The 19,343-nt window shown below is 70.5% G+C and carries 20 protein-coding genes; 11 read left to right on the top strand and 9 right to left on the bottom strand.

Translation table 11 applies throughout. From position 1 onward, the window contains the following. A partial coding sequence (locus MKL09_RS06295) for a methyl-accepting chemotaxis protein (protein WP_244018963.1) occupies positions 1-516 on the top strand: 516 nt, incomplete at its 5' end. Between the two features lie 84 nt (positions 517-600). Here MKL09_RS06295 and MKL09_RS06290 read toward each other — a convergent pair. Next, positions 601-1,476: an SDR family oxidoreductase gene (locus MKL09_RS06290; protein WP_244018962.1), complete on the bottom strand. Its 876-nt coding sequence runs from the start codon at positions 1,474-1,476 to the stop codon at positions 601-603. A 506-nt stretch (positions 1,477-1,982) separates the two neighbouring features. On the opposite strand from MKL09_RS06290, the gene MKL09_RS06285 reads away from it, so the two are divergent. Then, complete coding sequence (locus MKL09_RS06285) at positions 1,983-2,198, top strand: hypothetical protein (RefSeq protein ID WP_244018967.1); 216 nt, start codon at positions 1,983-1,985, stop codon at positions 2,196-2,198. 115 nt (positions 2,199-2,313) lie between these two features. Here the strand turns inward: MKL09_RS06285 and MKL09_RS06280 are convergent, their stop codons facing one another. Together MKL09_RS06280 and MKL09_RS06275 are read right to left on the bottom strand one after the other, a co-directional pair. Then, on the bottom strand, positions 2,314-3,117 hold the full coding sequence (locus MKL09_RS06280) for an outer membrane protein (protein WP_244018961.1): 804 nt from the start codon (positions 3,115-3,117) through the stop codon (positions 2,314-2,316). A gap of 446 nt (positions 3,118-3,563) precedes the next feature. Next, complete coding sequence (locus MKL09_RS06275; protein ID WP_244018959.1) at positions 3,564-4,208, bottom strand: urease accessory protein UreE; 645 nt, start codon at positions 4,206-4,208, stop codon at positions 3,564-3,566. A 200-nt stretch (positions 4,209-4,408) separates the two neighbouring features. Here MKL09_RS06275 and MKL09_RS06270 point away from each other — a divergent pair, with 200 nt between their 5' ends. The 3 genes from MKL09_RS06270 to MKL09_RS06260 all read left to right on the top strand — a co-directional run bounded on the left by MKL09_RS06270 (position 4,409) and on the right by MKL09_RS06260 (position 6,349). Then, the gene (locus MKL09_RS06270; RefSeq protein WP_243940570.1) at positions 4,409-4,678 is read left to right on the top strand and encodes a hypothetical protein; all 270 of its coding nucleotides are present in this window, start codon (positions 4,409-4,411) and stop codon (positions 4,676-4,678) included. Between the two features lie 154 nt (positions 4,679-4,832). Beyond that, positions 4,833-5,594 (top strand): TerB family tellurite resistance protein, encoded by a 762-nt coding sequence (locus MKL09_RS06265; RefSeq protein WP_244018958.1) that lies wholly within the window; start codon positions 4,833-4,835, stop codon positions 5,592-5,594. A 2-nt stretch (positions 5,595-5,596) separates the two neighbouring features. Beyond that, positions 5,597-6,349, top strand: coding sequence for an N-acetylmuramoyl-L-alanine amidase (locus tag MKL09_RS06260; protein WP_244018956.1), 753 nt, complete (start codon positions 5,597-5,599; stop codon positions 6,347-6,349). Positions 6,350-6,487: 138 nt separating this feature from the next. Here MKL09_RS06260 and MKL09_RS06255 read toward each other — a convergent pair whose 3' ends face one another. The 3 genes from MKL09_RS06255 to MKL09_RS06245 all read right to left on the bottom strand — a co-directional run bounded on the left by MKL09_RS06255 (position 6,488) and on the right by MKL09_RS06245 (position 9,536). Continuing rightward, a complete protein-coding gene (locus tag MKL09_RS06255) occupies positions 6,488-7,522 on the bottom strand; it encodes a TerC family protein (protein WP_244018954.1) in 1,035 nt (344 codons plus the stop codon). A gap of 159 nt (positions 7,523-7,681) precedes the next feature. Then, complete coding sequence (sugE, locus tag MKL09_RS06250; RefSeq protein WP_244018952.1) at positions 7,682-8,002, bottom strand: quaternary ammonium compound efflux SMR transporter SugE; 321 nt, start codon at positions 8,000-8,002, stop codon at positions 7,682-7,684. 10 nt (positions 8,003-8,012) lie between these two features. After that, positions 8,013-9,536, bottom strand: coding sequence for an MDR family MFS transporter (locus tag MKL09_RS06245; RefSeq protein ID WP_244018950.1), 1,524 nt, complete (start codon positions 9,534-9,536; stop codon positions 8,013-8,015). Positions 9,537-9,809: 273 nt separating this feature from the next. On the opposite strand from MKL09_RS06245, the gene MKL09_RS06240 reads away from it, so the two are divergent. Next, a complete protein-coding gene (locus MKL09_RS06240) occupies positions 9,810-11,138 on the top strand; it encodes an NAD(P)/FAD-dependent oxidoreductase (protein ID WP_244018966.1) in 1,329 nt (442 codons plus the stop codon). Between the two features lie 347 nt (positions 11,139-11,485). On the opposite strand, the gene MKL09_RS06235 is transcribed toward MKL09_RS06240, so the two are convergent. Next, positions 11,486-13,411, bottom strand: a complete 1,926-nt coding sequence (locus tag MKL09_RS06235; protein ID WP_244018948.1) for a propionyl-CoA synthetase — start codon at positions 13,409-13,411, stop codon at positions 11,486-11,488. Between the two features lie 124 nt (positions 13,412-13,535). Here MKL09_RS06235 and pip point away from each other — a divergent pair, with 124 nt between their 5' ends. Continuing rightward, a complete protein-coding gene (pip, locus tag MKL09_RS06230; RefSeq protein ID WP_244018946.1) occupies positions 13,536-14,474 on the top strand; it encodes a prolyl aminopeptidase in 939 nt (312 codons plus the stop codon). A 111-nt stretch (positions 14,475-14,585) separates the two neighbouring features. Here the strand turns inward: pip and MKL09_RS06225 are convergent, their stop codons facing one another. After that, a complete protein-coding gene (locus MKL09_RS06225) occupies positions 14,586-14,768 on the bottom strand; it encodes a YdcH family protein (RefSeq protein ID WP_243947087.1) in 183 nt (60 codons plus the stop codon). Positions 14,769-14,899: 131 nt separating this feature from the next. Here MKL09_RS06225 and MKL09_RS06220 point away from each other — a divergent pair, with 131 nt between their 5' ends. The 4 genes from MKL09_RS06220 (at position 14,900) to MKL09_RS06205 (ending at position 18,002) form a co-directional block, all read left to right on the top strand. After that, positions 14,900-15,163, top strand: a complete 264-nt coding sequence (locus MKL09_RS06220; RefSeq protein ID WP_147857634.1) for a YdcH family protein — start codon at positions 14,900-14,902, stop codon at positions 15,161-15,163. 78 nt (positions 15,164-15,241) lie between these two features. Next, on the top strand, positions 15,242-15,739 hold the full coding sequence (purE, locus tag MKL09_RS06215) for a 5-(carboxyamino)imidazole ribonucleotide mutase (RefSeq protein ID WP_244018944.1): 498 nt from the start codon (positions 15,242-15,244) through the stop codon (positions 15,737-15,739). Continuing rightward, entirely contained in the window at positions 15,736-16,845 is a 1,110-nt protein-coding gene (locus MKL09_RS06210) for a 5-(carboxyamino)imidazole ribonucleotide synthase (RefSeq protein ID WP_244018942.1), read from the top strand. Before purE ends, MKL09_RS06210 begins: the two co-directional genes overlap by 4 nt. A gap of 284 nt (positions 16,846-17,129) precedes the next feature. Next, positions 17,130-18,002: a tetratricopeptide repeat protein gene (locus MKL09_RS06205; RefSeq protein ID WP_244018941.1), complete on the top strand. Its 873-nt coding sequence runs from the start codon at positions 17,130-17,132 to the stop codon at positions 18,000-18,002. Between the two features lie 184 nt (positions 18,003-18,186). Here the strand turns inward: MKL09_RS06205 and MKL09_RS06200 are convergent, their stop codons facing one another. Then, complete coding sequence (locus MKL09_RS06200) at positions 18,187-19,341, bottom strand: acyl-CoA dehydrogenase family protein (RefSeq protein ID WP_244018940.1); 1,155 nt, start codon at positions 19,339-19,341, stop codon at positions 18,187-18,189. Positions 19,342-19,343: the final 2 nt, after the last annotated feature.

Here is a 19,343-nt window from a genome sequence, read left to right as displayed (position 1 = left end):
GAGCGGATCGGCGAGGTCGTGCGGATCATCTCGGTGATCGCCGAGCAGACCAATCTGCTGGCGCTCAACGCCACGATCGAGGCGGCCCGGGCCGGAGAGGCCGGCCGCGGCTTCGCGGTGGTCGCCGCCGAGGTCAAGGGTTTGGCCGGCCAGACCGCCAAGGCCACCGAGGAGATCACCGCCCAGATCGGTGCGATCCAGCGCGAGACCGGTGTCGCGGTCGGGGCGGTGCAGTCGATCGGCAAGATTGTAGACACGATGAATGCCATCTCCAGCGCCATCGCGGCCGCCGTGGAGCAGCAGCGCTTTGCCACTGGCGACATCTCCCGCAGCATCGACGAGGCGTCGCGGGGGACCGGAGCGGTGAGCGAGAACGTCGTGTCGGCCTCGACGGCCGCCGACGCCACGCGCCGGGTCGCCGAGGAGGTCGGCAGCGCCGCGGGTGACGTGACCCGCAGCGCCGAGGCTCTCCGGGCCGAAGTCGTGCGCTTCCTGGCCGATATGCGGGCTGCCTGAGCGGCACGCGACCGATGGATCGGGGCTTCGCGCCCCGAACCCCGCCAAAGGGCCGCGGGCCCTTGGAAACCCGGATCTGGCGACCTAGAACACCGGCATTGCGCCGGCCACGGTGATGAGCGCGCCGGACGTGTAGCTGCTGTCCTCGGAGGCCAGCATCACATAGGCGGAGGCGAGCTCGGCCGGCTGGCCCGGGCGGCCGAACGGCACCTGGTCGCCGAAGGATTTGACCGAATCCTGGCTCATCCCGGACGGGATGAACGGCGTCCAGATCGGGCCGGGCAGCACGCCGTTCACTCGGATGCCCTTCTCGGCGAGCAGCTGAGCGAGGCTCAGCACTAGGTTGCTCAGCGCGCCCTTTGTGGCGCTGTAGGCCAGGAGCGACGGCATCGGGTGCTTGGAATTCACCGAGGAGGTGAAGATCACCGAGGCGCCGGGCTTCAGGTGGGCCAGCGCCGCCTTGGTCACGTAGAACGGGCCGAACACGTTCGTGCGGAAATGGTCCTCGAAGATGGTGTCTTCGATGGAATCCAGGCCCTGGTTCGGCTGCTGGAACGCGCCGTTATTGACCAGCACGTCGAGGCGCCCGAAGGTCTCGACGGTGCGGGCGACGAGCGAGCGCCCGTAGGCCGGGTCCTTGAGGTCGCCGGGCAGCAGCAGCGCGCGCCGGCCCGCCTTCTCGATCCAGCCGCTCACCGCCTCGGCGTCCGCCTGCTCCTCGGGCAGGTACGAGATGGCGATGTCGGCCCCCTCGCGGGCATAGGCGATCGCCACCGCGCGGCCGATGCCGCTGTCGCCGCCGGTGATCAGCGCGACTTGGCCGGTGAGCTTGCCGGAGCCCTTGTAGCTGTCCTCGCCGTGATCGGGCTCGGGCGCCATCCGGCCGGTCTTGCCCGGGAAGCTCTGCGGCTGGGCCTCGAACGGCGGACGCGGATATTTGTGCAGCGGATCGGTGGTCATGCAGGGTCTCTCGTTGGGATGTAAGCCCAACGATGGGTCGCTCGGGGTGTTCCTGCGCCCCGCCGACGCGCCGGGACCCGTCAGGCGACCGTCCGCGCGGGCCCTGTGGAGGATTTCCGCTCCCCGACAGGTTGCGCCGACGTGACGACACAGGGCAGCAACAGGCGGCCTCCAGTCTCCGGCCTGAGGGGAGACGCATCATGATCGAGTTTCAACCGGAAGACCGGGTCGCCCGCATCATCGATCGCGCCCTGCTCTGTGCCGCGATGGTGTCGCTCACCTTCGGCTTGGCCACGGGTCTGTGGGGACTGCTCCAGTGAGCGGCGCGCCGGACGCCGTCCCGGCCCGCCGCGGGTGCTAGGCCGGCCTGCCATGCGCCGGACCGGCTTCGACCGCACCGCCCTCGTGCTGATCTGCGCGGGCCTCACGCTTCTCGTGCTGGCGCAGCTCCTGGTGGGCTTCCCGTGACGCGCCGCATGGACCCGCCGGCGAGGCCGGGCGTGGACATGATGCTGAACCGCGCCCTCGTGGCCGTTTTGCTCCTCGCGGCGGCCGCGTTCATGGTCTACCTGGCGAGCCTCGCCTGCGAGGCCCTGTCGCCGAACCAGACCTACGCGGCCAGCATCGGGCTCAGCCTCGATCAGTGCGTGTCAGCCCAGGACGGCCTCGCGGAGACGGAGGCGCGCGCCTATTGCCGGCGCCCGGTGCCGAAGCGGCTCTGAAGGACACAAAAGCCCCAGGCGATGGCGCCTTCGCGTCTTGCGCGACGCGCAAGACGCTCGGGCCGGATGTGAGCACCGGAAAGCCTGGATCGATCAAGCTTCCGCCGAGAATGCCCTAGCTGCCGAACTTGTAGTTCAGGCCGAAGCGACCGAGCACGCCCTCGTTCCGGAAGCGGGAGGCGTAGGCGCCGACGCCTGGTCCGACCGCCACGAGCGGGACCGTGCGGCGTCCGAGGTCGTAGTACAGCGCTTCGCCCTTCACGGTCACCGCATTGGAATGGAAGACGTTGAACACGGAATCGGTCGGCAGCGCGAACTCGATGCCACCGCCGGCCGCGTAGCCGGTCTCGACGCGCGCGTTGCTGCCATAGAAGCTCGGTTGGCCGGCCGCGGTCTGGAAGACGCCGCGGTAGCTCTCGCTCGCATAGGCGAAGCCGCCGGTCCCGTACACGAGGGTGCGGTCGAACGCATAGCCGACGCGTCCGCGCACGGTCCCGAGGAAGCTGCCCAGCTCGCGGAAGGTGCTGATCCCGCCGAGGCGCCCGGTGGTGCTGCGGGTGCGGCTCAGGTCGGTGTAGGCCAGGTCGGCCTCGGCGCCGACGACGAAGCCGGAGCCGGGCGTGAACTGGAAATTGTAGCCGAGCTGGCCGCCGCCGGTGAAGCCGTCCCGCGGCAGGCCCAGAGCCGCCGGACGATTGCCGACTCGGACTCCGTCGTTGACCGGGAACACGCCGGCTGTCGTCACGGTGTCCTTGGTCGAGGTGATGTATCCAGCGTTGATGCCGAAGTAAGCGCCCGCCCAGGTGAAGACCGGCACGGGGGGCGGCGGCGGCGTATACGCCCGGCGGGGCAGGTCTGCCGCAGAAGCGGCGGCCGTCAATGCCGTAAAGGCTGTCAGGGAGGCAACGATCTTACGCATGAAATAGTGGCCCAAGAAATGAATTCCCGGACTTCGTATCAAAAGCTTGGCCTGCAGTCTGTGATATGGATGCAACATTCAACGGATGGGAAAAATTATTAGGCAATTGATGTAGATTCTGCGACGAATATGATTGAAGAATTGATAAATCAAAATATCATGACATTTGTATTTCTACAGTGCGGTATCGCCGGCAATCCGTAGTTTCATTGCGGCTGTTCTTCGGCAGGACGTCTTCGTCTCTTGCCGACGGCATGCGAGAGCGAAACGGGGTGGATCGCGGCCCCCGATCATCCCGCCTCGTCGTCGCACGCGCGGGAGCAACCCGGCGACATGCCCAACGCCGGGATCGCGGTGGCCGAGGCTGCTTCGGTGCAGGCGCCATGACGGCGGCGGCATCTGCCAGCGGAAGCCCGGACGCCGTCGGGAGCCGGTTCGGCCGGCGTCTAATGGTCGTGGTTGCAGCCGGGGCCGTGGACGTGCTCGTGATGCCCATGCTCATGGGCCTTGTCGTGGTCATGGGCCTTGTCGTGGTCATGGGCCTCGGCATGGTCGTGCCCGTGATGGTCGTGGCCATGACCATGATCGTGTCCATGATCGTGCCCGTGCCCGTGATCATGGCTCTGATGATCGTGGCTATGATCGTGTCCGCAGGTGCTGTGGTCGTGCGCCGCGCGCTCCGGCCGGAAGGCGCGCGAGACCGGGCTCGCGGTGCAGCCCTGGCCGCGCACCAGTTCGGCATTGGCCGGTGAGGCCGGGACGTAGAGGACGTCGGCGGCGATCTCGGCGGGGACGTGGTTGCCGCCGAGCTGCCAGGCCAGGCGGGTCAGCCGGGCCGGGTTCTCGGCGCGGACTTCCAGAAGATCCTCCGCGGCGGCCCGGATCGCGACGAGGCGGCCATCCTCCAGGCGCAGGGCGTCGCCGTCCTCCAGCGCTGCCGCCTTGGCGAGCGCCACCTCGAAGGCGAGGCCGCCCTCCCCGACGAGGGATCCGGAGGCGGCGTCCCGGGCCGCGTGATCGAGGCTCACCGTGTCGGCGACGCGGTCGGGGCGAACCGCGGCCCGGCGGACGATCGTGGTGGCTCTCGACATGGGACCCTCGGGGATGACGCCGCGGCCGGAGCGCCGCCTCAGGGCGGTGGCATAGGGCGAGACGGGAAGCGCGCGCAACTCCGCGGCCGCGCGGGGAACCTTAGCCGTATGGCCGGCATTGGTTTGCTGCTAAGCTCAGTGCGATCCGCGACGATCACGGCCGACGGCCGGACCGGATGCACAAGGGAGATCAGGGGACCATGAAGAAGCTGACCGCAGCCGCCCTCGCCACCATCGCCGCCCTCTCGCTCGGCGCCTGCAACACCCCGGAGGATCGCGCGCTCGGCGGTGCCGGCCTCGGCGCCCTCACCGGTGCGGCCATCGGCGCCGCCGCCACGGGCCGCGCGGGCGGTGCCCTGGCGGGTGCTGCGATCGGCGGCGCCGGCGGTGCCATCGTGGGCGCCTCGACCGCGCCGCGCTGCCCCTACGGCACCTACCAGGACGCCTACGGCAACATCTACTGCCGCTAAGGCGTCGGAGCGGGGGCCGGGCGCGTCCCGGCCCTTCCGCGCCGCCTGAGGAGCGGCTATCCCGGCCCCGGCCGGGGGCGTCCCCGGCGCGGGACGCAAAGCCGTCGACCATGATCGCACCGAGTCCACGATCCCGTTCGGGATCGCCCCGCCCATGAGCCAGGAGGTCGACAAGCCTCAGCCCAAGCCTCAACCCAAGCCTCAGGGGCCTTGGGGCAAGCTCGGCGGCGCCGGGCTCGGGCTCGCCATCGGCGGTCCGCTCGGGGCTCTGATCGGTGGCGTCGCGGGCCACTTTCTGGTCGACCGGATCGGCGCACCCTTCGGCCCGACGCCCCGCGACGTGGTGTTCACCACCGGGCTGGTCGCCCTGGCCGCCAAGATGGCGAAATCCGACGGCGTCGTGCTGCCCTCCGAGGTCGAGGCCTTCGGCCGGGTTGTTCGCGTCGAGGACTCTGCCCGGGCCGGGGTCGAGCGGCTGTTCGATCTGGCGAAGAAAACCACCAGCGGGTTCGAAGCCTACGCGCGGCAACTCGCGGCGACCTTCGGCGACGAGCCCGCCCTCCTCGAGGACGTGCTGGACGGCCTGTTCCAGATCGCCGCCGCCGACGGGGCGCTGCACGAGGCCGAGGAGCGCTACCTGCGCGCCGTCTCGAGCATCTTCGGCTTCGACGAGACCGCCTTCCAGCGCATCGCGGCCCGGCACGTGCGGCTGCCGGACGACCCCTACGCGGTCCTCGGGCTCGACCGCGACGCCGACGAGGCCGCCGTGAAGGCCCGCCACCGGGCGCTGGTCGCCGAGCACCATCCCGACCGAGCGCTGGCCCGGGGCCTGCCGGCCGAGGCGGTGACGATCGCCACGAAGCGGCTGGCCGCCATCAACGCTGCCTATGATCGGATCGTGCAGGAGCGGGGGTAGCGGTGAGCCTCGTCCCGGACAGCCCCCTCGCCCGCCGCGTCGCGCCCTCGCCGAACCATGGCGAGCGCCGCGGGCCGCGGCCCGACATGCTGATCCTGCACTACACCGGCATGGCGAGCGGGGCCGCCGCGCTGGCGCGGCTGCGCGACCCGCTGAGCGAGGTCTCGGCCCATTACCTCGTGTTCGAGGATGGCGGCATCGTCCAGATGGTGCCCGAGGCGCGCCGCGCCTGGCATGCGGGCCGGGGCGCCTGGAAGGGCGTCACCGACTTGAACTCCCGCTCGATCGGGATCGAGATCGTCCATCCGGGCCATGCCGGCGGCCTGCCGCCCTACCCGGACGCGCAGGTCGCCGCGGTGATCGCCCTGGCCCGGGACATCCTGGGGCGCTGGCCGATCCCGCCGGAGCGGGTGCTGGCCCATTCCGACGTCGCCCCCGAGCGCAAGGAGGATCCGGGTGAGACGTTTCCGTGGGACCGCCTCGCAGCGGAGGGCGTCGGCCATAGCGTGCCGCCGGCCGGCCTGCGGGACGGGCGGTTCTTCGCCCAGGGCGATGCCGGCCAGCCCGTTGAGGCGCTGCAGGCGATGTTCGCCCTCTACGGCTACGACTTGGCGGTGACCGGGACCTTCGATGCGCGTACCTACGCCGTGGTCACGGCGTTCCAGCGCCATTTCCGCCAGGCGCGGGTGGACGGCGTGGCCGACGCCTCGACCATCACTACCCTGCGCGACCTGATCGCCGCCCTGCCGGCATAAGGTCGGATATCTCCGGGTTTCCAAAGGGCTCAGCCCTTTGGCGGATATCGGGGCGGAGCCCCGATGGCATTGCGCTTCGCTCGACCCAGGGCTCCGCCCTGGACCCGCAAAAGGTCTCGACCTTTTGAAACCGGAACGTCAGGCCCGATGGGCCCGCGCCTCGTGCCCGTGCGCCGGGCTGGCGGCTGCGGCGGCCGGGGCGTCGGTACGGGTGCGCCACAGGCTGTACAACACGCCGATCGCCAGCAGCGACAGGGTCACCACCAGGGAGACCCAGGGCTGGACGTGGATCAGCCCGAACGTGTCGGCGACCACGATCTTGGCGCCGATGAAGATCAGGATGAAGGCCAGCGCGGTCTTGAGATAGGCGAACCGATCGACCATCGCGGCGAGCGCGAAGTAGAGGGCGCGCAGGCCCAGGATCGCGAAGATGTTGGAGGTGTAGACCACGAACGTGTCGGTGGTGATCGCGAAGATCGCCGGCACGCTGTCGACCGCGAAGATCACGTCGGCGCCGTTCACCAGCACCAGCGCCAGGGCCAGCGGGGTGAACCACAGGGCCTTGCGCCCGGTGGCCGGGTCGGGCCGGCGCACCGCGAAATGCTGGCCGTGCAGCTCGGGCGTGACCCGGAAGGTCTTCTTGATCCAGCGCACCACGGCGCTGTTCTGGAAATCGCCCTCCTCCTCCGGCCCCGAAAACAGGATTTTCAAGCCGGCGAAGATCAGGAAGGCGGCAAACAGCGACAGCACCCAGTGGACCTGATGCACCAGGGCCGCGCCGAGGCCGATCATCAGGCCGCGCAGCAGCACGGCGGCCAGGATGCCCCAGAGCAGGACCCGGTGCTGGGCGGCGCGGGGGATGCCGAGGGCGGCCAGGATCATGGCGATGACGAAGACGTTGTCCATCGACAGCGACTTCTCGACCACGAGGCCGGTGACGTATTCCTCGCCCGCCTGCGGGCCGAGGTACCACCAGATCCAGCCGCCGAAGGCGAGGCCCAGCGCGAGGTAGAAGCCGGTCAGCAGCAGGCTCTCCCGCACGCCGATCTCGTGCTCCTTGTCCCGGTGCAGCAGCCCCAGATCGAAGGCCAGCAGGCAGCCGACCAGGACGTGGAAGCCGAGCCACATCCACAATGGCTTACCGAGCCATTCGACGGTGAGAACGTCCATCATGTGCGGGACCTGATGCGATTCCGGAAGGAAAGCATCGGCTCCGACATCACGGGCGCTGAACAGCGCCCGCCAGAGGGGCCCGCAGCCGATAGGGGCGAGTTAAGCGGGCGAACCGGGCGAATCAAGGGCACGGCCGTGGCGGCCGGGTGCGGACCTGGCTCAGGCGTCCCCGGACAGCTTCATCAGCACGAGGCCCGAAACGATCAGCACCGCCGCCGCGATCCGCAGCGGGCTCGCGCTCTCGCCGAGCATCAGGATGCCGAGCAGGAAGGCGCCGACCGCGCCGATGCCGGTCCAGACCGTGTAGGCTGTGCCGAGCGGCAGGCTGCGCATGGCGAAGGCCAGCAGGACGAAGCTGCCGAGGGCGGCCGCGACCGTCACGATGCTCGGGACGAGCTCCGTGAACCCTGCCGAGCGCTTCATCGCGTAGGCCCAGACCACCTCCAGCAGGCCGGCGGCGAGCAGGATCAGCCAAGCCACGATCGGGTCCTCATGACGGGGTGTCGGCGGCCGGTGCGCCGCCGGGCCTCGCCGCGGGACGCTCGCCGAGCGGGCGCTCTTCCATGTAGGCGAGGAACCCGAAGGCCGCCACCAGGCCGAGGCAGGCGGCCGCGAACACCGAGCGGAAGGTCACGGCGAGGAGCGCCGGATCGCCGCCGCGGATCAGGCTCTCGACGTCGTGCCCGGTCCCGGTGGCGCCGCCGAGCACGATCGTCCCGAAGGCGGCCACGATCAGGGCGCCGCCCAGCGAGCGGAAGAAGTTCATCGCCGCGGTGGCGATGCCGAGCTGGTGCGGCGCCACCGCGTTCTGGATCGCGATGGTGGAGAGCGGCAGGATCGTCCCGATCCCCATGGAGAGCAGGGCGAACAGCACCTCCATCAGCCAGAACGGCAGCGCCCGGCCCTCCAGGGCGATGACGGCGCAGCAGGCGATGCTGAGGCTCATCATGGCGAGCGGCAGGCGCTTGTAGTGCCGGAACAGCAGCATCGACCGGCCCGACAGCGTCGCCCCGGTGACGGTGCCGACCATCAGCGGCACCAGGGCCACGCCGGATTCGCTGGCGGTGAGCCCGATCACGCCCTCGAGGAAGATCGGCACGTAGATGGTCAGGCCGATGAAGGTGCCCATCGCGAAGCAGGCGGACAGGGTGGCGCTGTAGACCACCCGGTCCTTCAGCACCTCCGTGGGGATCAGCGGCTCGGCCGCAGTGGCGAGCCGCGCCGCGAACCCGCTGCCCAGCACGGCCGCCAGGGCGAGCAGGCCGAGCACCGGCGCCGAGCCCCAAGGGTAGCGCACGCCGCCCCAGCTCAGGGCCAGCAACAGGGTGGTCGAGCTCAGCACTAGCAGGACGGCGCCGGGATAGTCCAGCGTGTGGCGGCGCTCGTTGCGCGGCAGCAGCTTCAGCTTGGCGTTGGTCAGCGCGAAGGCGAGGAAGCCGATCGGCAGGTTGATCCAGAAGATCAGCGACCAGTGCAGGTGCTGGGCGAAGAAGCCCCCGAGCAGGGGCCCCGCCACCGAGGCCGCCACGAACACGCCTGCGATCACCACCTGGTAGCGCGCCCGCTCCTTGGGCGCCATGATGTCGGCCAGGATGGTCTGCGACAGGGCGATCAGCCCGCCGCCGCCGATGCCCTGGAGGCCTCGGGCGAGTGCCAGGGTTACCATCGTCGGGGCCACCGCGCAGGCGAGCGAGCCGAGCACGAAGGTCGCGATGGCGATCAGCAGCATGATCCGCCGGCCGTGGATATCGGACAGCTTGCCGTAGAGCGGCGTCACCGCCGTGGAGGCCAGCAAATAGGCGGTGACGATCCAGGGCAGGTTGGCGGCATCGCCGAGATCGAGCCCGATGGTCGGCATCGCGGTCGCCACGATGGTCTGGTCGAGGGCCGCGAGCAGCATCGCGGTCATCAGGCCGAACACGATCGTGCGGATCTCGACCGGGCTGAGGCGGGCTTGCGCGGCGGCGGGGGCAGGTTGCGCCTCGATCCCGGTGACGGCAATGGGAGAACCCACGTATCTTGACCTCTGGTACCGGCTGCACGGGCGCCCGCATCCGTGTGAAATGGACAGCTCGGCGAGAAGGATGGGTGCGCCGACGATCCTCGAATGCGGAGGTTGCCGATCTACGCAAGGCGGAGAACGGAGAAGAACCTATCTGTGGGGCGTTTTGGTTCCTACCGCGTCACCGGTGAACCTGCACGGCGCGTAGCGCACGGCTCTCTGTCCCGCCCCCTCCCCGATCCTTCCGTCTTGACAGGCAAGGGCGGCCTGCCGCTCTCCAGGGGGATGCCGGACGACACACATGACATCGCCATCGTGGGCGGCGGCCCGGCCGGGCTGGCCGCGGCCGAGGTGCTGGCGCAGGCCGGCCGCGCGGTGACGGTCTACGACCGGATGCCGTCGGTGGGCCGCAAGCTGCTGATCGCCGGGCGCGGCGGCCTCAACATCACGCACAGCGAGCCGCACGCGGATTTTCTGGCCCGCTACCATCCCGCCGGCCACCTCGACCGCGCCATCGCGGCTTTCCCCCCGGAGGCGCTGCGGGACTGGTGCGCGGAGCTCGGCGAGCCGACCTTCGTGGGGTCGAGCGGGCGGGTGTTCCCGACAAGCTTCAAGGCGTCGCCGCTGCTGCGGGCCTGGCTGGCGCGGCTCGACCGCCTCGGCGTCCGGATCCGCACCCGACACCGGCTGACGGCGATCGCCGAGAGGGGGCCCTCGGATCGCGCTGCATCGCGATCCGCCCCCGCGACTGCGGGGCGGCGGTCGTCCGCCGGACGCAGCAATCCCGACCCTGGGGCGGGATTGCTGCACCTGACGATGAGCTTCGAGACGCCCGATGGCCCGACCGAGATCCGGCCCCGGGCGACCCTGCTGGCGCTGGGCGGAGCGAGCTGGCCGCGGCTCGGCTCGGACGGGCGCTGGGTGCCGCTCCTCCAAAAACTCGGGGTGGAGGTCGCGCCCCTGGAACCGGCCAATGCCGGTTTTACGGTGGCGTGGTCCGACCTGTTCCGGGAGCGGTTTGCCGGCGCACCGCTCAAGCGGGTGGCGCTCGCCTGCGACGGCACGGTCGTGCGGGGCGAGGCGGTGATCACCGAGGCCGGGATCGAGGGCGGGGCGGTCTACGCCCTGTCGCGCCACCTGCGCACTGCGATCGCCGCCCGGGGAAGCGCCCGCCTCCGCGTCGACCTGCGCCCCGACCTGACCCGGGAGGCTTTGGGCCGCCGCCTGTCTGGGGCGCGGCCGGGTGACTCGACCGCGACCCGCCTGCGCAAGGCCGCGGGGCTCTCACCGGTGGCCGCCGGCCTCCTGCGCGAGGCGGCCGGCCAAAAAAACCTCCCGGCCGAGCCCGAGGCGCTGGCCGGGCTGATCAAGGCCGCCCCCCTCGACCTCATCGGTTCGGCCCCGATCGAGCGGGCGATCTCGACCGCGGGCGGGGTCCGGCTCGATGCCCTCGACGGCCGCGCCATGCTGCGCGCCCACCCGGGCCTGTTCCTGGCCGGCGAGATGCTCGACTGGGAAGCCCCGACCGGCGGCTACCTGCTCCAGGGCGCCTTCGCGGGCGGCCGGGCCGCCGCCGCCGGGATGCTGGACTGGCTGCGCGAGACCGGCGGCTGATCGGTGCGGCAGCGCAGCCTCGGGCTCGGATCTGCGCGGCGGGTTCCTGATCTTTTCTGCAAGGGCGCCGGCTTATGCCAACGCTCTGGTGGGCGGGGATTCCCTCGCCTCGCGCGGCGAGCGAGCAGACTCACACGTCTCTGGACGAGGCGCGGGTCCCCTTCCCCTTGTGGGGAGGGGTCAGGGGTGGGGGTGGTGCAGAAAGGACCGCTGAACCTCTTCCAGCACCACCCCTGACCCCTCCCCACATGTGGAAGGAAAGCGGGTCTGGTCGGAGTTCCGGCACTTCCGGAAACACCTTGAAAGGGCTGGGCTTCAAGTCCTTTGGAAACCCATATTCCCAGCACTCAGTCCGCGCCGATGCCCCTGCCCTTCAGGCTGGCGTCGATCTCGTCGAGCACTGCGGCGTCGTCGATGGTCGCCGGCATGGTCCAGGGCTCGTGGTCGGCGATGCGCTTCATGGTGGCGCGCAGGATCTTGCCGGAGCGGGTTTTCGGCAGCCGCGGCACGGTCAGCGCCAGCTTGAACGCCGCCACTGGGCCGATCTCGTCGCGGACCTTGGCGATCAGCTCGCGCTCGATCGCCTCTGGCGCGCGGTCGACCCGGGCCTTGAGCACCACGAAGCCGCAGGGCACCTCGCCCTTGAGGGCGTCGCGGATGCCGATGACGGCGCATTCGGCGACATCCGGGTGGCCGGCCAGCACCGCCTCCATGCCGCCGGTGGACAGGCGATGGCCCGCGACGTTGATGATGTCGTCGGTCCGCCCCAGCACGGTGATGTAGCCGTCGGCGTCGATCACCCCGGCATCCGAGGTGTCGTAGTAGCCCGGGAAGGTGGCGAGGTAGCTCGACCGCATGCGCTCGTCCGAGCCCCACAGGGTCGGCAGGCAGCCGGGCGGCAGGGGCAGGCGGATCGCGATGGTGCCCATCGTGCCGGGCGGGACCGGCTTGCCGCCTTCGTCCAGGACCTCGACCGCGTAGCCCGGCATCGGCACGCAGGTGCTGCCGTGCTTCACCGGCAGGAGGCCGAGGCCCAGCGGATTGCCGGCGATCGGCCAGCCGGTCTCGGTCTGCCACCAATGGTCGATCACCGGACGATCCAGCACGCGCTCGGCCCAGGCGACCGAATCCGGGTCGGCCCGCTCGCCGGCCAGGAACAGGCTGCGGAAGGAAGAGAGATCGTAATCGGCGACCAGCGACCCGGCCGGGTCTTCCTTCTTGATGGCGCGCAGGGCCGTCGGCGCCGTGAATAGGCAGACGACGCCGTGCTCGGCGACCACCCGCCAGAACGCCCCGGCATCCGGCGTGCCCACCGGCTTGCCCTCGTACAGCACCGTGGTGCAGCCGTGCAGCAGCGGCGCATAGACGATGTAGGAATGGCCGACGACCCAGCCGATATCGGAGGCGCAGAAATAGGTCTCGCCGGGCTGGACGCCGTAGAGGTTCGGCATCGACCAGGCGAGGGCCACGAGGTAGCCGCCGGTATCCCGGACCACGCCCTTCGGCTTGCCGGTCGTGCCGGAGGTGTAGAGGACGTAGAGCGGGTCGGTGGCGGCCATCGGCACGCAGGCGGCCTGCTTGCCCGCCGCCCGGGCGGCCGCGACGGCCTCGGCCCAGTCGTGGTCGCGGCCCGCGACCAGGCTCGCGGCGCATTGCGGCCGCTGCAGGATCAGGCAGGCCTCCGGCTTGTGCCGGGAGGTGGCGATCGCGAGGTCCAGCAGCGGCTTGTAGGCGACCACCCGGTTCGGCTCGAGGCCGCAGGAGGCCGCCAGCACCACCTTCGGGGCGGCATCCTCGATCCGCACCGCCAGCTCGTTCGCCGCGAAGCCGCCGAACACCACCGAGTGCACGGCCCCGAGCCGGGCGCAGGCCAGCATGCCGAACAGGGCCTCCGGCACCATCGGCATGTACAGGATCACCCGGTCGCCCTTGCCGACGCCGAGATCGGCCAGCACCGCGGCGAGCGCCGCCACCGAATCGCGCAGCTCCCGGTAGCTGATGCTGCGCTTCGTCCCGGTGACGGGGGAATCGTACAGGATCGCCGCCTGCTCCGCCCGCGCCCCGTCTGCATGGCGGTCCACCGCGTTGTGGCAGGCGTTGAGCGTCCCGTCCGGGAACCAGCGGCCGTAGGGGCCGGATTCCTGCGCGAAGACGCGCTCCGGCGGATGCGACCAGTCGAGGGCCCGGGCCGCCTCGCGCCAGAATGCCTCCGGGTCGCGGCGCGCCGCGTTGTAAATCTCGGGATAGCGACCCGGCAGGCTGGCGGTGGTCATCGGCTCGGTGTGTCCTCGGGGGCCGCTCTCCGGCGGCATCCCGCGGAGATTAGCTGATTCTGCTTTTTTGCGCGCGCAGGCGGCCGATTAGGATACCGTGTTGCGCCCATCTTCGAATCGAGCCGTGCCCGAGCCCTTCGCGACGGGGCTTCTGGATCTGTCCGGCGGACACGCCATCCACTGGGAGATCACCGGCCATCCCCATGGCAAGCCGGCTCTGTTCCTGCACGGCGGCCCGGGCGCGCCGCCGCGCTCGAACGGCTATCGGCGCCTGTTCGACCTGAGCCGTTACAGGGTCGTCAGCATCGATCAGCGCGGTTGCGGGCGCAGCAGGCCGCTCGTCATCGATGCGCTGGACCGGCTCCACGAGAATACCACCGAGGCCCTGATCGCGGACATCGAAGCCGTCCGCCGGCATCTGGGCGTGTCGCGGTGGCTTGTCGTGGGTGTTTCCTGGGGCACGACCTTGGCGCTCGCCTACGCGCAAGCCTGCCCTGAGGCGGTGGCCGCGTTGGTGCTGGGCGCCGTCACGACCACCAGCCGCGAGGAGGTGGCGTGGATCACCGAAGGGGTCGGGTCGATATTTCCGGAGGCGTGGGACCGTTTCGCCGCCGAGTCGGGCCGCCGCGACGGCGAGCGCATCCTGGACGCCTATGCGCGTCGGCTGTCCACAGGAAGGCCGGGCGACCGTGCGCAGGCGGCGCTCGCCTGGTGCGCGTGGGAGGACACGCACGTGTCCCTGGGTCCGGACTTCGCGCCGCTCAGCTTCCCCGATCCCGAGGCGGCGCGCGTGTTCGCGACGCTCGTTACGCATTACTGGTCGAACGACGGCTTTCTGCGCGGCGGCGACGCGATCCTGGCGCGCATGCACCGGATCCGCGACGTGCCGGGCGTCCTCGTCCATGGCCGACGCGATATCAGCAGCCCGGCCCGGATCGCTTGGCTCCTGTCCCGGGCCTGGCCGGCAAGCCGTCTCCACATCGTCGAGACCGAGGGGCACGGCGGGCCTGAGATAACGGCCCATTTGCAGCGCGCGACTGCGGGTTTCGCTTCGCAGGCCTGATCGAGCGGCGCTCCGTCTCCGGATGCGTAGCGAGCCGCCGCACCGGGCAGACCGATGCGACGGCTCGCGTCACGTTCTTGAGAGTTGCGGTTGGAACGGGGTAGACCCGGCTCAGTGCAGCGTGTCGTTGCCGGCCTGCAGCCTGTTGATTTCGTCCTTGAGGAGAAGTTTCCGTCGCTTCAGTTCGGCGATGTGGAGGTCGTTGGCCGAAGGTCTGTGGATCGCTTCATGAATCTCACGCTCGAGGGCTTCGTGCTTCCGGGCGAGTTGGCTCAGATGCGTCTGCAGCGACATGAGTCGAATCTCCTGTCATTGTTCCGACACATGGAGACTGGCACAGGATGCCGCACCTGTCGAAGCCTTTTCTCCGGCCAAGCCTGACGAATGCTTGCCAGGCCGGCTTGTCCCGCGGCGGGGCGTAACGCATGCTCTTCGACACAGAACGGTCTTCGGTCCCGCGGGTGACGATGGCGGACGAGTCGAACGAAAACGTGCAGCCGGCGGATCTCGAAGCCGAGCTGAATCGGCTGCGCGAGGAACATCGGGGGCTCGATGGCGCCATCGAGGCGCTGGAGCGCAGCGTCGCCGGGGATCAGCTCCAGATCCAGCGCTTGAAGAAGCGCAAGCTGACCCTGCGCGACCGGATCTACCACATTGAGGACGCCCTCACCCCCGACATCATCGCTTGATGGCCGTGGACGGGCCGGCACGGCGCCTTGCCGGCAGCCCGCCCCGCCTGTAAGCGCCCTCTTTTGCCGGGACAAACGATGGCGTCGCCTCCGGTCGCGATCATCATGGGCAGTCAGTCCGACTGGGCGACCATGCGGCACGCCGCCGAGACGCTCGACGCGCTCGGCGTGCCGTACGACGCCCGGATCGTCTCGGCCCACCGCACCCCCGACCGCCTCGTGGCCTTCGCCAAGGGCGCGGTCGCGGACGGGTTCAAGGTCGTGATCGCGGGCGCCGGCGGCGCCGCGCATCTGCCCGGCATGGCCGCCGCGATGACCCGCCTGCCGGTCTTCGGCGTGCCGGTTGAATCCAAGGCCCTGTCTGGCCAGGACAGCCTGCTGTCGATTGTGCAGATGCCGGCCGGCATTCCGGTGGGGACCCTGGCGATCGGCCGGGCTGGGGCAGTCAATGCGGCTCTGCTCGCCGCGGCGGTGCTGGCGCTCGGGGATCCGGGCCTGGCGGAGCGGCTCGAGGCGTGGCGCGCGGCCCAGACCGCGTCGGTGGCCGAACGGCCGGAGACGGAACCCCTTTCGTGACCGACACAGTTTTGAAGCCCGGCTCCACCCTCGGCATCGTCGGCGGTGGCCAGCTCGGGCGCATGATCGCGCTCGCGGCGGCCGATTACGGGCTGAAGGTGCACGTCTACGCGCCCGACCGGGACAGCCCCGCCTTCGACGTCTGCGCCCTGACCACCTGCGCGGCCTACGACGATCCGCACGCGCTGGCCGCTTTCGCGCGGAGCGTCGACGCGGTGACCTACGAGTTCGAGAACATCCCCCGCGCCACCGCCGACATCCTGGCCCAGCACGCGCCCCTGCACCCGAACGCCGAGGCGCTCTCCACCACGCAGGACCGCCTGACGGAAAAAGAATTCATCAACGGGCTCGGGATCCCGACCGCGCCGTTCCAGGCGGTCGACACGCCCGACGACCTCGACCGGGCGATCGCGGCGCTCGGCCTGCCGGCCGTGCTCAAGACCCGCCGGTTCGGCTACGACGGCAAGGGCCAGCGCATCCTGCGCGAGCGCGCCGAGGGCGACCGCAACGCGCTGTTTGCCGAGTTCGGCGGCGCGCCGCTGATCCTGGAGGGCTTCGTGCCGTTCGAGCGCGAGGTCTCGGTGGTCGCCGCCCGCGGCCGCGACGGCGGCTTCGCGGCCTTCGACCTGTGCGAGAACGAGCACCGCGACCACATCCTGGCCCTGACCCGGGTGCCGGCCCCGGGCCTCACTCCCGAGACCGCCCGCGCCGCCCTCGACATCGCCAAGCGGATCGCCGACGCGCTCGACTATGTCGGCGTGCTCGCCGTCGAGATGTTCTTGGTGCGCGAGGATGGGGCCGAGCGGCTGGTGGTCAACGAGATCGCGCCGCGGGTGCACAATTCCGGGCACTGGACCATCGAGGGGGCGACCACCTCGCAATTCGCCCAGCATGTCCGGGCGGTGTGCGGCTGGCCGCTCGGCGATTCGGCCCGGGTCGGCGGGCTTCCGGTGGAGATGCGCAACCTGATCGGCGCCCAGGCCGACGACTGGTCCGCGCTGTTGGCCGAGCCCGGTGCCCACCTGCACCTCTACGGCAAGGGCGAGGCCCGGCCCGGCCGCAAGATGGGCCATGTCACCCGGCTCGGGGGCGTCCCTGAGGCCTGACCGGCCCCGGTTCTGCGGCTTCGGGAACACACCGGACCGGCCGCGCGCGCGTTGGAAGCCGCGACTCGGCCTGAGCGCGGCTGCGAGCCATACCTTCGCCACATCCCAAAGCTTCCACCACGGCGTGGCCGGTCACGGAACCGCGCATCCTTAAGCCGGCATTCACCGCGCTGCGCGACGGTGCCCCGGAGACGAGGGGGCGCGGCGTAGAGCCGGGCGACGGACAAATCGGGGGCGGGGTTAGGCACGCGGGATGCGGGCCGTGCCCCGGGGAGAGTGGGGCGATGATCGTACGCAACGGGCTGGCACACAAGATCGCGCTGATCGGCGCGGCCACGCTCTCGGCCGCGACGCTTGCGGGCTGCGAGACCGTCGGAAGCGCCGCCGGCCCGCGGCAATACGCGGTGGTGGAGACCGACACCACGGGCGCCACCAACGTCAACATCGCCTCGCTGACCGAGGTGATCCAGCGTAACCCGAACGACGCCGCCGCCTACAACACCCGCGGCGCCGCCTATGCCCGGTCCGGCCAGTTCAACGACGCCATCGCGGATTTCACCAAGGCGATCCAGATCGACCCGAATTCGGGCTCGGCTTACAACAACCGCGCGCTGGCCGAGCGCCAGGTCGGCCGCGACGCCGCCGCCCTGCAGGACTTCACCAAGGCGATCGGCATCGATCCGAATTACGGCCCGGCCTATATCGGCCGCGCCAATGTCGAGCGCGCCCAGGGCAACCTCGACCAGGCTCTGTCCGACCTCAACGTCGCGATCCGGCTGATGCCCGAATCGGCCGAGGCCTACCACGCCCGCGGTCTGGTGAAGCAGAAGCAGGGTCAGGAGACCCAGGCGATCGCCGATTTCGACGCCGCCATCGACCGCAACCCGTTCGTGTCCGCGCCCTACGCGGCCCGCGGCCAGAGCCTGATCGCCACCAACCAGTACCCGAAGGCGATCGAGGACTACAACGCGGCGCTCAACGTCAACAACAAGGACGCGACCTCCTGGGCCTATCGGGGCCTGGCCTACGAGAAGTCGGGCCAGCGCAAGGAGGCGCTGGAGAACTACCAGCGCGCCGCCGTGATCGAACCCAACAACGCCGTCGCCCGCGCCGGCCTCAGCCGCGTGCAGGGTGGCGTAGGCTCGCTGTTCAACTGAGTTTTTGACCCCTCCATCCCACCCATCCCCCTCATCCTGAGGCGACGGAGCGAAGCGGAGGCCTCGAAGGAGGGCTCCAGGAATCTCTGCGCTGTCTGGAGGGCTCTTTCGAGGCCGGGCGATCTGCGATCGCCCGTCACCTCAGGATGAGGCGGTTTGGATGGGGTGAGGCGAAAATCGCCCCTCACGCCGCCAGCAAGCCGTTCTCGCCTTGCGTGATCCGGCGCAGGTGGTGGGCGGTGTCGCCGAGCTGGTACTCGATCATGGCGAGCCGCTTGAAGTGGTGGGCGCCGAGATATTCGAGCGTCATGCCGATGCCGCCGTGGAGCTGCACCGCCTCCTGGCCGACGAACCGGCAGGCCTTGTTGATCTGCACCTTCACGGCCGCGAGCGCCGCCGCCCGCGCCGCGGGATCCTCCGCCTCCACCATCATGGCGGCGTAGAGCGCCATCGAGCGCGCCTGCTCGAGCTGGATCAGCATGTCCACCGCCCGGTGCTGCAGCGCCTGGAACGAGCCGACGCTGACCCCGAACTGGTTGCGGGTCTTGAGGTATTCGATCGTCAGCTTGTGGAGCGTGTCCATCGAGCCGACCGCCTCGGCGGCGAGCGCGGCGATGCCGTGCTCGACCACCCGCTCCAGCAGCGGCAGGCCCGCCTCGGGATCGCCGAGCGCCGCATCGGCCGGCAGCGCCACGTCCGAGAACGACACCTCCGCGGCCCGGCCGCCATCCTGGGTCGGGTAGGCCTCGATCGCCACGCCCGCGGCGTCGGTCGGCACCAGGAACAGCCCGATCCCGTGCGGGTCGCGCCGCTCCCCGGAGACCCGCGCTGAGACCACCATCAGCCCGGCCGCGTCGGCATTGGGCACGACGCTCTTGGCCCCGCTCAACAGGAACCCGTCCCCGGAGCGCCGGGCCGTGGTCGCCACATCGTGGAGGTCGTAGCGCGACTGGCGCTCGGTATGGGCCAGGGTGAGCCGCAGGCTGCCGTCGATCACGCCGGGCAGGATCGTCTCCGTCTGCGCCGCGCTGCCGCCGAGACGGAGCGCCGTCGCGCCGAGCACCAGGCTCGCGAACAGCGGCTCGACCACGAGGTTGCGCCCCACCGCCTCCATGACCAGCATGGTCTCCACCGGCCCGCCACCGAGCCCGCCCTCGTCCTCGGAGAAGGGCAGGCCGGTGACGCCGAGCTCGGCAAACGCCGCCCAGCCCGCCTCGGGGAAGCCGAGCGGCGCCTTCAGCCGCGCCTGCCGGCTCTCCAGCGACGGGTACAGGTCCGCCGCCAGCCGCTCGACGCTGTCGCGCAGGAGCGACTGGTCCTCGTTCAGGTCGAAATCCATGT

Source organism: Methylobacterium sp. J-048 (assembly GCF_022829515.1).
In the GTDB taxonomy this organism is placed as follows: Bacteria; Pseudomonadota; Alphaproteobacteria; order Rhizobiales; family Beijerinckiaceae; genus Methylobacterium.
The sequence above is the reverse complement of the archived record's forward strand: the minus strand, read 5'-3'. Positions and strand labels throughout refer to the sequence as shown.